Here is a 13,596-nt window from a genome sequence, read left to right as displayed (position 1 = left end):
AGCAAACATATGTCAACATTAAATGCAATCATTATGGAAGTAGGCAAAGATCCTGCTGTCTACAAACTATCAACGGCGATTGATAAACAACTTGAAGAAATGGCCGTTGTATTAGGTGGAAATTTCACTAGTTCTCGCTTGTTCAAAGTCGGTGAAGATCTATCCTTACATATTTTTATCAACGATATGGCAATTCCTCTACAACTAACTGCAAATCGTCGTTTCCCTGAACCTGATCAAGATGAAATTATTTTTGGTAATGCTCTTTTTCTCCTCATTGATGATGTCAACGGTGATGAAGAAGGTGCATTAGATATTCCTGATCAAATCTGTGAGGTTTTCATCAGCAAACTCAAAGAGAGTTTTGCGCCTTGTAGTGGTGACGAGAAACCAAATCTGGAAGCAGAAATTTTTGTCGAAAACCCAGGCACAAACGAAGAACGACGGTTTAAGTGGGAAGAAGTGCAAGCACCTGGCAAAGAAAAAGAGTTAAAATTTATTGGACAAGGTTATGTTCGCATTGTTGACGATGGTATCTGTGATATTCTAGAAATTCGCGGACGTTACTTCAAACAAAAATATCTCAAAGAAAGCAATAAAAATTTACAATAGAATGTTTGAATAAAACCCATCAGCGAAAACTGATGGGTTTTAGACTGCATAAAACAAGGGAGGCAATATAATAGGATGCACACCATTGGCATCCGTCCATAAGATTCCATGATTGTGCTGCGCATATTGCCCGCCCCACCCAGCATTTCAAGATCCTTCGGTGAAGCGCCGTCTACTAATTTATAGACCATCGATGCAATCACATTCAAATGTGCGCCATTTCTTCGAGCCGATATCGGTTAATAACGCTTTGGATTTATGTACACATTGATATCCAAAATTATGCTTATTAATATCTTATGGCCTTGCTTTTTTCCAAACCTTCTTATGATTTTTAGTTAAGACCCCTGCTTAATTAGAATTTCAATAAATTGTGCTACAGAAGGATTGTTGAGATTTGCCAAAAGGCCCAATGCTCTCTTTTTAATATCTTCATCGCGATCCCAATCACCTACATATTCTAAAATCATATCGATGTTGCTTTTATATTCAGCTTCTATTGTTACAGAACTCGTACTTTGAAATATTTCCTTGATGCAAAACTATATCTATAGGGATAAGGAAATAAGTAAACTTTATAATTTAACGGTTTTGCTTTAGTTGCTTCTAATAAGAAAGACACAGCTTTGCTCCATTAATGGACAGGCTGTGTCTTTCTTATAGTTTTTCGCCGTTGCCAGTGATACGCTTCTCCCTATTATCATTACCCAGGAATCTATAACGGCCAAAAACACTCCGGATTGGTTCCAAATAAGCGAATCGGTTATGTTCGGTCGGCGCAATAAAAGAGCCCTCGCCATATTCATTCCAGGCACAAATGATACCAATCTTTTGCTTGTCAGGCATAGGATGCGCATCCATAAACCGTTTGGCGGCTAAGAGATGTTTCCGAAATTCCGTAGGAGTACTTAAACAGTTATCATGCAAGGGATCCTTGCTGCCGCCCCAAGGGCGCCGATCCCAACCGGATGTTAATGGTACAATGATCGGCAGATTGCCTTTTTGGGCAAACGTATCCCAATGTCTTTGATAAGCGTCGTCTAATTCGGCATAGGTGTGAGACTGGACGGCATCCCGCGGTCCTTGGTGATAGTTATAGGCTGAAAAGGCTGAATAAATACCCTGCTTCTTTAGCAGAAGTCAGCATCGGCCCAGCGGCTCCGGTACATGCGACAAAGTAAATTCCCGGTAAGCCGGCATGTCTGGCAGAATTTTGCGCTCTGCTGATAAGTTCTTGGGCGGTTTTGCCGAACTTCCCCGCATCACTCGCAAGTGCGTTTGCCGAAAATACAAAAACCACTGGCTGGCCGTTGATTTGGAGATATTCAGGCTACTTTAAGTAATTCTGCAGCCAATATTCCACCATTGCATCCCAATCGCTGAGACTTTTAGGATAATGCGTGTGGTTAGCCCATAGCAGCGAGAATTTCAACTTAGTACGGTTTGGTGCCCTATGCCTCCAAAGCATGATTGAGCCGTACCTGATGGTCTGACGTAAAATACCAGTCAAAAGCTACCTCTCATTAATAGCAAATCGCCACTATTTTTATTCCCTAAAATACAAAGAACTCCTGCCAAATCAACAAAATTTTGACAGGATCCTTTTCGCTACTATAAATGATACGGTTCGCCCTAATTAATCTTAAACGTCTGATATAAAGCTTTCTAGTGTTATGTGACGCGCTCGTCATACGTCTGTTTTTCCTACCCCTGCCCTCTCTCATCAGGCAGAAATCCCTATTCAAATTGCTCATTTAGATGAGTGTGTTGCTGATGCTATTGCACCTTCTACCCCACAATCTGAAGGCGTATATGTGGCTAACTCTAATTATGCTGGTTGCGATATGTGAGGATGATGTCGCCAGGTCATAAAGGTGTTTTATGATAGGCGAGATGAGGCGGAGTTTGTGGTTTGTAAGGTTTGTAAGGTTTGTAGGCCGTAAGGCTGATAATTGCTTTTATTAGGAAAGACACAGCTCTGTTCCATTAATGGATAGGCTGTGTCTTCATATGTCGCAATATGGTAATTCTAATACGAGGAGTTCCATGCTACAGATATATCTTAGCCAATATCTTTTTTATTGCGGGTTATTCCAGATATGTTGTGTAAAACCTTGTTTGCAATTTCTGGACAAGAGCGACGGAATTTCTGAAAATAGTGAAAAGATAATACAAGTATTTCCACGTTAGTGTCGGCTATAATGTTCACTGCGTGCTTAGTCCTATTAACTAAGCCAATTGCTCCGAGATATTTATCTGGAGATGTGTTATTTTCCCCAGAGGATTGTATCGTTCCCGAAAGAAGTATATTAAGTTCATTACTTACGCCGCCGCGACTTACGATGTAACTCCCAGCAGGACACGGTACAATAAAACCGCAACGATGTAAAAACTTTTTAGCTTGTGTTACGGGCAGTCCTTTCAGCATTGGTATTATTTTATTTGGTGCATTCCCTAAATGGTTGCATAAAATAACCCATAATTCATCTTCGCTTACTAGTTGGCTATTTGTAATGCTTGCAGTTTCAGCAAATTCTGAATGAAACCAATCGACGACTTGGTTGTTTAATGTTCTTTTTTTACTTGCTATATTAACTAGTGGAGAACCTACTGCACGCAAATGCTCAATATCATCTATCAACATGACGAAATTAGTCAATAAACCAAGGTTTGGATCTACGTAATTTACGCCTAAACGACGATGCCCAAAGTGTTCATGAAGTGGGATTAAATGAAAATTGCAATTAACAAAGCCAAATTGTACTTGGTTATTTAAATATAATTGATAAATTTTTTCCATGAGCATATTAAGCGCCCGTGAGCTTCGGTAGTCTGGAGATATCATACCTTTTGAAATGAATGAGAAATTCTGTTTATCCTCTTTTTTGTAAAACTTTTGGAACCTATCCATTAAAAAATGCTGCACCAATTCCGAAGGAAAATCTGAAATCCGTCCAACGTTCATTCTTGCGGTGCCGATAAGTTCCGTTCCAATCTTTGCATACAGTAGTATTCCCCATTCATCTAATTCATCATATAAAAGTTTATTACTATGATCAGCAGACACAAGTTTATAGGAAATTTCTTCAGCATAAATGCGATAACGTAAACGGTAAATTTCCTTTTTTTCCTCTGGTGTTGCGGCAATACCGATTACTATAGGTTCTTCTAAAGCTTCCTTTTGATAAATTGGTATTGAGAGGGTATTGTTCATCTTTATCACTCCTAATGTTAGTAAATATAGTACATTTACATAAACTACCAAACTTAATATGAATATTCCATTTTTATACAAAAAAACCTTTTTAAAAAAAGTTTTTTTCAGAAGCAAAAAGTCTATTGTTCATGCGTTGATAAAATATATAGATAAGTCCTCCTTTAGGTAGAATGAGAAAGGTTTTACTAACCAATCTTCGCTCAAAAGGAGGACGACAAAATGCACACTATATTCATACCAAATTATTATAGGAAAAGTATTTATGGAAAGTAGGTTAATCATATGACTCTAAGTAGAAAAAGTTTTTGCGCTACAGGTCTAATATTCAAACGTTTATGATGCAAGGCAATCTAGGTTGAAAGAAACAAAAAAAGTAGTTCCTTGATCATTTGTTTTAACAGCAATAACAGCGTTGTGCTTGCTGGCAATTCTATAGCATATTGGCAGGCCCAACCCGGTACCACTGGCTTTCGTGGTTATGAAAGGCTTGCCCAAATTTTCTAGTACATGAGCTGGCAAACCAGTTCCCTGGTCTTTTACAGATAAAACAATTTTATCTTGTTCTAAATCTGTACATATAACTAGTTCGCCTCCAGCTGGCATGGCTTCCACACCATTTCGTACCAAGTTAAGTAATAATTGACGAATTTCATTTTCATCTAAATATAATGTAGATATTTCTTTAAGGTCGAGCTTTACCAATACATTTGAAGCAGCGGCATCAGCTTGAATTAACGGAAACAATTTATCAACAATCAAATTTAGTGAGCATTCTTTCAATTCAGCTTGTTTATTCTTTGCTAATAAGAGGTATTCGCTAATGATCATGTTTGCTCTATCGAGCTCTTCCATCATTAGGGTAAACCGATTTCTATAGTTACTAAGCTCATCTTTGGTTACCATCATCTGTAAGTATCCGCGTATTGTAGTTAACGGGTTACGTACCTCATGAGCAACATTGGCGGCCATTTGACCAAGCAAATTCATTCTGTCAGTATGAGCGGCAACTTGCTCTAAGTTATCACGAGCTGTGACATCACGAAGAATGCCTTCTCGAATCACTAAATTGCCTATTTCATCATAAGTAGGATGATAGTTCTGTTCAATATATACCGTGCTTTTATCTTTGTGTATCAAGCGATATTTAAATGGTAAATGATTACGCAAAGAAGGATTATTTGTATATTGCTTGAACAACAGTAAATCGTCCGGATGTATTAAACTTTCAAACAGCTGCGAATCAGTATAAAAATTCTCTGAAGTATAGCCTGTAACCGCAAAAACGGATGGACTTACATACTCAAATTTAACTTCAGGTAGTATTCTAAAGCGGTAAATCACATCAACAGCATTTTCTGCAAGTAATCGGTATTGAACTTCTTTATTAACTAAGTCCATCCTTGTTTTCTCAAAATACACCAATAACGTTCCTGAGGCAATAATTAGACGAAGGATACCACAAATTAAGATAATCCATGAATGATACTCAGTTATATTAAGTAAAAAAGGAACAGTCGCAGTAGTAATGCCCCATAAGATAAATGCATATCCAGCAATTAACTTCCCTATTCCTTTCAGTTTTAAATTGATAAAAATTCTACCTACACATATGAGCATAATGAAAGAAAATCCAAAAGGAATGAGCAACTTATAAAGAATAGGTAAATCCAATAAAGTAAATCCAATGCTTATTATGGACGCACCGACAGTACCGTATAACCAGTTCTTTTTTAATGGTTTGTTAATAAAGAGATGAGCTGTATATATAAACATTAAAGCGCATCCAATATACATCATTTGATAGATAATAAAGCCGACTAAAGATTGTTTCCAGTTAAATATTCCGGAATCAAAAAGGATAGTTCGTGAAAAATGGCAAATCCAGCATATTACCCAGGCACCCATATAGCGTTCACGGTACTGAAAATATAGATAAATATATACAAGTAGCATTGAGATAGTTCCAGCTATCGCACTAAGGATAGATAGATAAACATAATCCATAATTGCCCTCATTTACCAGATTATATAAACCATTAAATAACTTCGCCATAGTTAAACAATATCCTTCCTTTTTCCTATATATGCAAAGAAAGATCGCAATTTATCTATTAAAGAGTCTGCAGGCAGACCGTTATATGGTAGTATCTGTGACAGTTGGGCAAAGGTCAGTGTTAGTTATGAATGCTTGTGGATAGTCAGAAGATTGCGTATAGGTATGTAATTATCGGTATTGGCTGTAGCGTAGATCATTACGGGATGGTTTAAAGCTAACGTATATACTCATTAGTTTTTTACGTTTTAGCTTAGACAAGCCTGCAAATTATACTGAAAAAGTGAGATCAGCGGATCTTTGTCCGTTGACCTCGCTTTCTTTATGGATTAATATGCTCCCTATATTCTTTTAGTATTTTCCTCGCGATAGTGATACACTCATCACCACATGTTTCCAGAAAAATATTTGGGATTCCTTTTGCTAATTCTTCCTCGGAACTTGTTGTTTTGAGTAATTCCTCTATCATTTTAATTTCCAAGTTATATTCATCATCAGGAGCATGCAACATTAAATTTGTGGGATCCCATGCGTTTATAATCTCAGTAAGTTCATCCAATTTATTCCTCCTCTACTTTCCCAAAAGTTGAGTTACCGCAGTGTTAAGATGGTCTTTGAATTTAGCTGCAGCGTAATGCTGTCTGTGGAATACCATCTTTTGATACCACTGCTACTCCTTCTCTTGTTCTAAATAAATAAGTATTTGCATCTTGCATTATGGCTTTACCATTTTTCACAATAGACTCGAACATTTCCTGTGTAACTCCATTTTGGCTAATTCTATTGAGCGCGTGTTGTCTAGCGTTATTCCAATTCACAGACATGCTTTGATTCTTCGTGGAGTCATCTGTATCCTGCTTGCCGACTATGTTGACAGGTATCTGTGGCAGTCGAGCAAAGGTCAGTGTCGGTTATGTATGCTTGTGGGTAGTCAATTGCGTATAGATATGTATGGATGAACTTCAGAAGTAATATTCTGTAAAACACACTATCGTTGCGCTTAAATTAGAGATATAATTATGATGAGTTATACATATTTTTCCATGTGAAAGGAGGACTAGCCATTGTCAATCATCTCATATCATGATTGTCCTAAAAATAAGAACCTTGATAGTATCTTCACCGGATCAGAGTTACCGCACACTGGATCTAGTCAGATAATGATCGGCCATCTAGATAATGAATGGTACGAAAGCTTAACTGGTTATGACGCTAACTTTCTTGGCAACAATTATGCAGTACCTCTCCCTAAATTACGATCTGATCTGGCACAGGATATTGCCCCGTTAACTACTGGTAATACAGTGTTAGATTATACCCATTTTTCTATTGTAATGAGCAAATCGCGCCGCTTAGCGTTTTATACGGCGGTTAATATTAATGGAGAACAACTCGTTGATCTTCAGCGCAACGCAGAAAAGTGGTACTTTGATCCTCGACTTGACCGCATATATCAATGTGGTCCTGAATTGTATGACAACAATGATTTTGACCGAGGGCATCTTGTACGTAGACTTGATCCAGTATGGGGAGAACTTGCACAAAAAGCAAATAAAGACACTTTTCATTTCACGAATTGCTCTCCGCAGCATAAGGCTTTAAATCAAAAAACGTGGCTAGACTTAGAGGAGTATATTTTGAAAAACGCTGATGCTTTTGATCTTAAGGTGAGCGTGTTTACTGGCCCAGTCTTCCGCACGGAAGATATGCTATATCGTGGAATTAAAATTCCCGCCGAGTTTTGGAAAATAGTTGTTATGGTTAAAGATGATGGTAATCTGTCAGCAACAGCCTATTTGCAAACCCAAAAAAGCCTTATTATGGACTTTGAGTTTGCATTCGGGAGTTATAAAACTTATCAGGTAGCCATCACTAACATCGAGAATTTAACAGGGCTAGATTTTGGCGATTTGCGAAATCATGATCCGTTTATACTTAACCAGATATCTGTTGCAGAGCGAGCTGAAACCGCAATCGCTCATGTTATTAATACTTCTTCAGATATTATACTCTGACTGTAGAAACTTCTAGGATCTAGAATAACCGTTCATTGCTTATCTGATTAAAAAGAGAGGTCAGCGGATTTTTGTCCGTTGACCTCTCTTTGGTTATACGACTGACTGAATTGATATTTCATTCTACGAATAGATTGGAAACGATATGGTTTGCTATATCTACTTACGGGATTAATAGGTAATATGATCTGTTATCTCTTTGTTGAAGTAGGGTTCTATTCCTTTCCCTATATCTTTCTACCTATTACTAAAATTCCATTAATCGCAATTCTAGCAGCATTTTCTTATTATGTGATATTAGGCGTGAGATATAGTCCAGTAAATTGGGCATACAAGATCGCTTTCTACGGGGTAATAGTGAATACTGGAATGTTTCTTGAAACCGTATTAAAGAATATGACAAACCTAATACGCTATGATTTCGAATGGGACTTTTGGGGCTCATATACTACGTGGTGGATTTTCTTTATACTTATGGAGTGGATCGGTGGCAAAATTATACCGCCACATCTACGGAAACCATTAAATACAGATGCTTTTAGATTTGGACATTGGTTTTGGTTTGTTATTCATATTGTAGCGATATTCACTATATTTTTAGCGGGCTTATATTTAGGATTACAAATAAAATATCAAAAATAAACACAATAGATATATGATTCCGCTTAGAACCTTAATTCCGCTAGCGAATAGGTTGTATCTTATGATAAATTGTTAACCGTCCCCATGTTCTAAATGGTTAATTAATATAAATAGCAAATTACATAAAAATAAAAGCTGATTGATTTCTTCAGCTTTTATTTAAGATGAGCTTTAGTATTAAAAACTTGCTATTTGTATTGAGGTTCTTGATTTTCAATGTATTTTTGTCTTTCCTTTAATGTTTCAATAGCATTATCAAGGGTTGTTGCTAATTGCTCAAAGGTTTGTTTTGCTTGCTGATCCTGAGTTTCCATGGAGAATGTCTTCATGCTGGATGCAGCAGATTGAACAGTTGCAATGGCCTTAGTTATTTGAGTACCTACCGTCATTTCTTTCACCTCCTTTTAGAAGAATTTTTATCCTTTTGGTTTACATAGTAAAGCTGACAGAAATCCGAATATAATCGCTGCTGAAATACCTGAACTGGTGATTTTAAAAATACCTGTCAATACACCGATAATACCAGTCTTTTGTGCCTCTTGGAGAGCGCCTTTTACTAATTGGTTGCCAAAGCTACTTATCGGAACGGATGCTCCAGCTCCAGCAAATTTTACTAAATCATCATATAGACCAAATCCTCCTAAAACAGCTCCAGACACTACTAATGTGACCATTGTATGTGCAGGAGTTAGTTTCAGCCCGTCCATGAGGAGCTGCCCAATCACACATATAGCCCCACCAACGATAAAAGCCAAAATAAATTTTTCCAAACCTCTGCCTCCTGTTTTACATTTCTATGGATACTGCATGGGCAATGCACGGTATAGATTCCTTTTGCTGGTAGGACATGGGTGATAATAAAGCGCCCGTGCCTATAACCAGAATTCGATTCAGTTCTCCTTTTCGCATACGATTTAAAAGATGTCCAAAGGTTGTTGTAGCAACGCAGGCGCAACCACTGCCTCCTGCTAAAACTGGTTGGTTTTCCTTATACATCAAAATACCGCAGTCAGTCAATCTTTCTACAGGGATATCAAGTCCATGCTGCTTAAGCAAATCTCCAGCAATTGGGTGACCTACCCTGCCTAAGTCTCCAGTAGCAATGAGGTCATATTGTAATGGGGATATGTTTAAATCCCTAAAGTGGGCTTCAATAGTGTCAACTGCAGCAGGAGCCATAGCCGCCCCCATGTTAAAGGGGTCAGACAACCCCATGTCTATTACACGTCCAATAGTAGAAGCTACGATACGCGGTCCTTCACCTTGCATCGCAATAACTGCAGCGCCTGCTCCCGTCACAGTCCACTGTGCAGTAGGTGGCTTTTGCGCGCCATATTCGGTAGGATAGCGGTATTGTTTTTCACTAGCTGCGTTATGGCTAGATGTACCAATAAGTGCATTCTGTGCGAAACCACTATCAATAATAAGAGATGCTAAAGAAAGACCTTCCATAGAACTAGAGCATGCTCCATAAATTCCCAAGTAAGGAACAGCAAGTGTACGTGCAGTAAAGCTGCTAGGCATAATCTGATTAATTAGATCACCGCTGAGAAAGAACTGAATATCCTCTTTCTTGAGTCCTGATTTTTTAATTGCAGTTTCACAAGCTTGTTCCAAAAGTTTTTTTTCTGCTTGTTCATAACTGTCTTGTCCAAGCCATATATCACCATGAAGCATGTCAAAATCCTTTGCTAGGTTGCCTTGTGCCTCAAAAGGTCCACCTATAGCCGCAGAACCAATAATTACTGGTTTAGATTGAAAAACCCATGTTTGATAACCTTGCAACATTTACATTCCACCTAACGACGTAATTATTACACTTATAATAGCAACAATAAAAGCAGAAAAGACGCCAAAAACAATGACTGGTCCTGCGATTTTAAACATATTGCCTCCAACACCTAATACAAACCCCTCACTTTTATGATCAAGAGAAGCTGAAGTGATAGTATTTGCAAATCCTGTAACTGGAACCGAGCTTCCCGCACCAGCCCATTGAGCAATATGATCATATACTCCAAAGCTTGTAAGTAACACTGAAATCATAATTAAAACCGCAACGGTGGGATCACCAGCTGTCTTTTCATCAAAATTGAAATAATTAATAAAAAACCACTGTATTCCCTGACCTATTGTACAGATAATTCCTCCGCCAATAAAAGCTCGTACGCAATTTGCTAGTATGGGACGCTGGGGTTCCCTTGCGCGAGCAAAGTCTTGATATTGCTGCTGCACCGGAGTTAGATTCTTTCTTTTGATACTTGACAATACAATCCACCTCTATCGCAATAAATACGGCTTGAGTTTTTTCATAAGCTGTTCTAATTTTTTAGCATGCTCCGAATACATCTTTCGAGCGACTTCATTTTTTGTTTCTAGCGCAAAGGTCATGAGGTCAGCCTGACTCTTTTCAAAGTTTGCATATAGCATTTCCTTAACTTTAGGCTGCGGTTTTTGTATAGAGTCGTCAAATAAATCCAAATATAAATCACCCGAAGAATCCACTTGTCCGATAAAAACATTGTCTATGGATACCCCTATGGCTTCCAATTGGATCTCTAGCCATTCCCTATTAAAGCCTAGAGAAGATAGTGATTCGTTTAGCATATTGCCATCTAGTATAACTGTCTGTGGTTCCGTAAGAGGTGCTAATTTTATTCCTAAATCGTAGGAAGATACAGGCTTTTTATGGGATTTCATAAATGCATTTATGTCTCCAGTATCTTCCATTACAGCAAATTCTACATCTGCTAAATTGAAAGCATTTTTAGAGCGAAGTTCTCGTAGTAGTTCCTCTGCTGTTAATCTTGTTTGTAGGAGGTTTTCTTCCATGATCTTTCCATGTTTAATTAAAACAGTTTCTTTTCCGTTGACCATGCCATGGATCCACTTACTTTTTAGAGATAAATAATCTAATGCTATGGGAAATAATACCCAAACACTAAGAGCAATAAATCCAAAAGTAAGATTTTCAATTAAATTTAAGGACATTACAGCAGCAATTACTGCAGCTACAATGTAGCTTACAAATCTAAAAGGCGTCATTCGGACAATATTCCTTTTTCCCATTAATCTGATCAAAATAAACATCAAAAAGAATAATGAAACTGAACTCAGTAATATCTGTATCCATGCTTGCATTTTCAATCTCCTGACTAATTTCCTTTATATTGTGGCTCTTGATATTCCAAAACTTTCATTCTCTCCTCAAGATCGTTGATAATTTGCTCTGTAGCTTTCAACGTTTCATTGTAAACTAATTTGCTTTCTTCGTCCCTCGTCTGTAGCGCATATAGTCTTAATGTACCTTGATTACCTTTTAGAGTAGCTAAGGTTTTTTTTATTTGAGAAGCAACTGTCATATCTATTACCTCCATCTTCCCTGCTATTATTACTTATATTCTCAAGTTTAATTCAGTAAAGATATTTTAATTTCATGGAAAATTATCCCGAATTATTCATAGCCTAAATATTACAGTTTTTGGATGCTGTCCTTGGCGGCCGCGCTAGCGTTCCTCAGTCCTTTTTATGTCCACCTATTGGCTAATCCCTATTTATCTTACTCCACCAAAAGATATAATATGAAAATCTAACCCAAGCCAAACTTTTCTAGAAGAGCTACCATCCAGGTGGACACCTACCATCCAAGGTTTTTGCAATGGAATAAAGTTGTTTCTTCAGTAGAAAGTAGCCTAAACTCATATACTGATATAAATATTTAAACTTAAGCGGATTCCGCTTAAGCTTTTAGAATGATATTATATACACAAGGCGGTGCATCCGCTTTTTTCTTTAATCATCTAACCGAACATATGTACTTATGATATTTTTTTAGAGTATAAAAATCTAGATATTTGAAAAGAGGGTGATCTTTATGCGGACTAGTGACAATATGACTATTGCCATCTTTATTCGTGTTTGATCAGTCAGTACTGACGATCAAGCCGACAAAGGTACAATTGGAAACCAAATAGAATTTGCAACAAAATACTGTGATCTTCATCAACTAAACATCGTTAGGATTTATAAAGACGATGGTGTTTCTGGAACCCTCCCTTTTGATGCTCGTCCGGGAGCTTCACTAATGCTCCAAGATGCAAAGGAAAAAAATTGATACTCTCCTCTTTTATCGTCTTGATCGCTTTGGGCGAAGTGCCAGGATTATATTAAATGGTGTTCACACTTTGGAGCAATATGGCATAAAAATCAAGTCAATGACAGAGCCTTTTGATACTGGGGATCCCTCTGGCAGATTTCTTCTCACGATCCTTGCCGGTGTTGCCGATCTTGAACGTAGTAATATTCTAGATCGACTTTGGCATGGCGCCAACCGCGCTGCCCGCAATGGTAAATGGCTTGGTGGAATTATTAATTGAGCTTACACCAGATGAAGAAAAAAGTAATTTTTCTACAGAACAAGAATTACTGTTAATTAATTCCTCCCTCTCTCAAAAGGATACAGAAAAGCAATCTATCCTCGATTTATATAGGAAGCAACTTATAACTAGTAAAGATGTGGAAGAGCAGCTCTCTAAAATTGCCTTTGAGCGATCGGCTCTCGAGAACCGGCAGAAAGAATTAAAAAACGCCCTCCTTACGACTACTGATGAAGTTAATCGTAAGAAAGACGCTATTATGCTTTTAGGTGATTTAAAAGAAAAACTGACAGGTCAAATTACATATGAAACTAAGCGAAATATTATTAAGCAGCTCGTACGCTCAAACTCAACGGCCAACTTGCCTAAAGTTTAATCTCCGTCATACCAACAGCTCTTCTTTCTATAACACTTAAATATTCTGGACTAATTCCAACCTTAGCAGCAACTGTCTTAATTAGCCAACACTTTTGTATGCGAGCCCATCTAATTCTTTCATTGGGGGTGTTACCAGCCGTCATTTCTAGATCCTGATTAATTTTGCACTCAAACCTTATCTCACCTAAGTCAGAAACTACACGCTTGTCCGTGCATGTAACTATCTGGGGAAAAACGAACTTGATGTGAATATTTACTTCCGGTGCATCTCTGTCATCAGAATATGTCGTGCAAACAACTATC

The 13,596-nt window shown here is 37.7% G+C and carries 16 protein-coding genes and 1 pseudogene; 5 read left to right on the top strand and 12 right to left on the bottom strand.

Translation table 11 applies throughout. The features are described from left to right. The first annotated feature begins 9 nt into the window (after nucleotides 1–9). Nucleotides 10–612: a hypothetical protein gene (locus tag UFO1_RS10650; protein WP_038670632.1), complete on the top strand. Its 603-nt coding sequence runs from the start codon at nucleotides 10–12 to the stop codon at nucleotides 610–612. 657 nt (nucleotides 613–1,269) lie between these two features. On the opposite strand, the gene UFO1_RS24755 is transcribed toward UFO1_RS10650, so the two are convergent. The 5 genes from UFO1_RS24755 to UFO1_RS25975 all read right to left on the bottom strand — a co-directional run bounded on the left by UFO1_RS24755 (nucleotide 1,270) and on the right by UFO1_RS25975 (nucleotide 6,634). Then, nucleotides 1,270–1,731, bottom strand: a complete 462-nt coding sequence (locus tag UFO1_RS24755; RefSeq protein WP_256380548.1) for a glycoside hydrolase family 99-like domain-containing protein — start codon at nucleotides 1,729–1,731, stop codon at nucleotides 1,270–1,272. A gap of 943 nt (nucleotides 1,732–2,674) precedes the next feature. Beyond that, on the bottom strand, nucleotides 2,675–3,826 hold the full coding sequence (locus UFO1_RS10640) for a cyclic nucleotide-binding domain-containing protein (protein ID WP_051788896.1): 1,152 nt from the start codon (nucleotides 3,824–3,826) through the stop codon (nucleotides 2,675–2,677). Nucleotides 3,827–4,162: 336 nt separating this feature from the next. Next, the gene (locus UFO1_RS10635) at nucleotides 4,163–5,833 is read right to left on the bottom strand and encodes an ATP-binding protein (protein WP_038670628.1); all 1,671 of its coding nucleotides are present in this window, start codon (nucleotides 5,831–5,833) and stop codon (nucleotides 4,163–4,165) included. A 371-nt stretch (nucleotides 5,834–6,204) separates the two neighbouring features. After that, nucleotides 6,205–6,441: a DUF1871 family protein gene (locus UFO1_RS10630; RefSeq protein WP_038670626.1), complete on the bottom strand. Its 237-nt coding sequence runs from the start codon at nucleotides 6,439–6,441 to the stop codon at nucleotides 6,205–6,207. 61 nt (nucleotides 6,442–6,502) lie between these two features. Next, the gene (locus tag UFO1_RS25975) at nucleotides 6,503–6,634 is read right to left on the bottom strand and encodes a hypothetical protein (RefSeq protein WP_256380539.1); all 132 of its coding nucleotides are present in this window, start codon (nucleotides 6,632–6,634) and stop codon (nucleotides 6,503–6,505) included. 312 nt (nucleotides 6,635–6,946) lie between these two features. Here UFO1_RS25975 and UFO1_RS10625 point away from each other — a divergent pair, with 312 nt between their 5' ends. Together UFO1_RS10625 and UFO1_RS26120 are read left to right on the top strand one after the other, a co-directional pair. Next, nucleotides 6,947–7,897 (top strand): DNA/RNA non-specific endonuclease, encoded by a 951-nt coding sequence (locus UFO1_RS10625; RefSeq protein ID WP_236639377.1) that lies wholly within the window; start codon nucleotides 6,947–6,949, stop codon nucleotides 7,895–7,897. A gap of 120 nt (nucleotides 7,898–8,017) precedes the next feature. Beyond that, nucleotides 8,018–8,539: a CBO0543 family protein gene (locus tag UFO1_RS26120; RefSeq protein WP_371256725.1), complete on the top strand. Its 522-nt coding sequence runs from the start codon at nucleotides 8,018–8,020 to the stop codon at nucleotides 8,537–8,539. 188 nt (nucleotides 8,540–8,727) lie between these two features. Here the strand turns inward: UFO1_RS26120 and UFO1_RS10615 are convergent, their stop codons facing one another. Genes UFO1_RS10615 through UFO1_RS10590 form a run of 6 tightly spaced genes read right to left on the bottom strand, consistent with a single transcriptional unit; the run spans nucleotide 8,728 to nucleotide 11,901 of the window. Continuing rightward, nucleotides 8,728–8,928 carry a DUF1657 domain-containing protein gene (locus UFO1_RS10615; protein WP_038670624.1) on the bottom strand — a complete coding sequence of 67 codons (201 nt, stop codon included), beginning with the start codon at nucleotides 8,926–8,928 and terminating at the stop codon, nucleotides 8,728–8,730. Nucleotides 8,929–8,955: 27 nt separating this feature from the next. Next, nucleotides 8,956–9,309, bottom strand: a complete 354-nt coding sequence (gene spoVAE, locus UFO1_RS10610) for a stage V sporulation protein AE (protein WP_038670622.1) — start codon at nucleotides 9,307–9,309, stop codon at nucleotides 8,956–8,958. Between the two features lie 16 nt (nucleotides 9,310–9,325). After that, the gene (gene spoVAD / locus UFO1_RS10605; RefSeq protein ID WP_038670620.1) at nucleotides 9,326–10,327 is read right to left on the bottom strand and encodes a stage V sporulation protein AD; all 1,002 of its coding nucleotides are present in this window, start codon (nucleotides 10,325–10,327) and stop codon (nucleotides 9,326–9,328) included. Next, entirely contained in the window at nucleotides 10,328–10,807 is a 480-nt protein-coding gene (gene spoVAC / locus UFO1_RS10600; RefSeq protein ID WP_038670618.1) for a stage V sporulation protein AC, read from the bottom strand. It lies immediately after the preceding gene. A 12-nt stretch (nucleotides 10,808–10,819) separates the two neighbouring features. Next, complete coding sequence (locus UFO1_RS10595) at nucleotides 10,820–11,680, bottom strand: DUF421 domain-containing protein (protein ID WP_038670616.1); 861 nt, start codon at nucleotides 11,678–11,680, stop codon at nucleotides 10,820–10,822. A gap of 14 nt (nucleotides 11,681–11,694) precedes the next feature. Then, complete coding sequence (locus UFO1_RS10590) at nucleotides 11,695–11,901, bottom strand: DUF1657 domain-containing protein (protein WP_038670614.1); 207 nt, start codon at nucleotides 11,899–11,901, stop codon at nucleotides 11,695–11,697. A 596-nt stretch (nucleotides 11,902–12,497) separates the two neighbouring features. Between UFO1_RS10590 and UFO1_RS25550 the strand changes: the two are divergent. Both UFO1_RS25550 and UFO1_RS24055 read left to right on the top strand, forming a co-directional pair. Further along, a pseudogene (locus UFO1_RS25550) lies at nucleotides 12,498–12,915 on the top strand (recombinase family protein). Then, nucleotides 12,899–13,291 (top strand): hypothetical protein, encoded by a 393-nt coding sequence (locus UFO1_RS24055; protein WP_051788894.1) that lies wholly within the window; start codon nucleotides 12,899–12,901, stop codon nucleotides 13,289–13,291. Before UFO1_RS25550 ends, UFO1_RS24055 begins: the two are co-directional and overlap by 17 nt. Here UFO1_RS24055 and UFO1_RS24880 read toward each other — a convergent pair. Next, nucleotides 13,281–13,436 carry a helix-turn-helix transcriptional regulator gene (locus tag UFO1_RS24880; protein WP_144390880.1) on the bottom strand — a complete coding sequence of 52 codons (156 nt, stop codon included), beginning with the start codon at nucleotides 13,434–13,436 and terminating at the stop codon, nucleotides 13,281–13,283. The two genes, UFO1_RS24055 and UFO1_RS24880, sit on opposite strands and share 11 nt — an antisense overlap. Nucleotides 13,437–13,596 lie beyond the last annotated feature (160 nt).

It is taken from the genome of Pelosinus sp. UFO1, assembly GCF_000725345.1.
GTDB lineage: Bacteria > Bacillota > Negativicutes > DSM-13327 > DSM-13327 > Pelosinus.
Note: the sequence above shows the minus strand (reverse complement) of the source record. Positions and strands in the feature narration are given on the sequence as shown.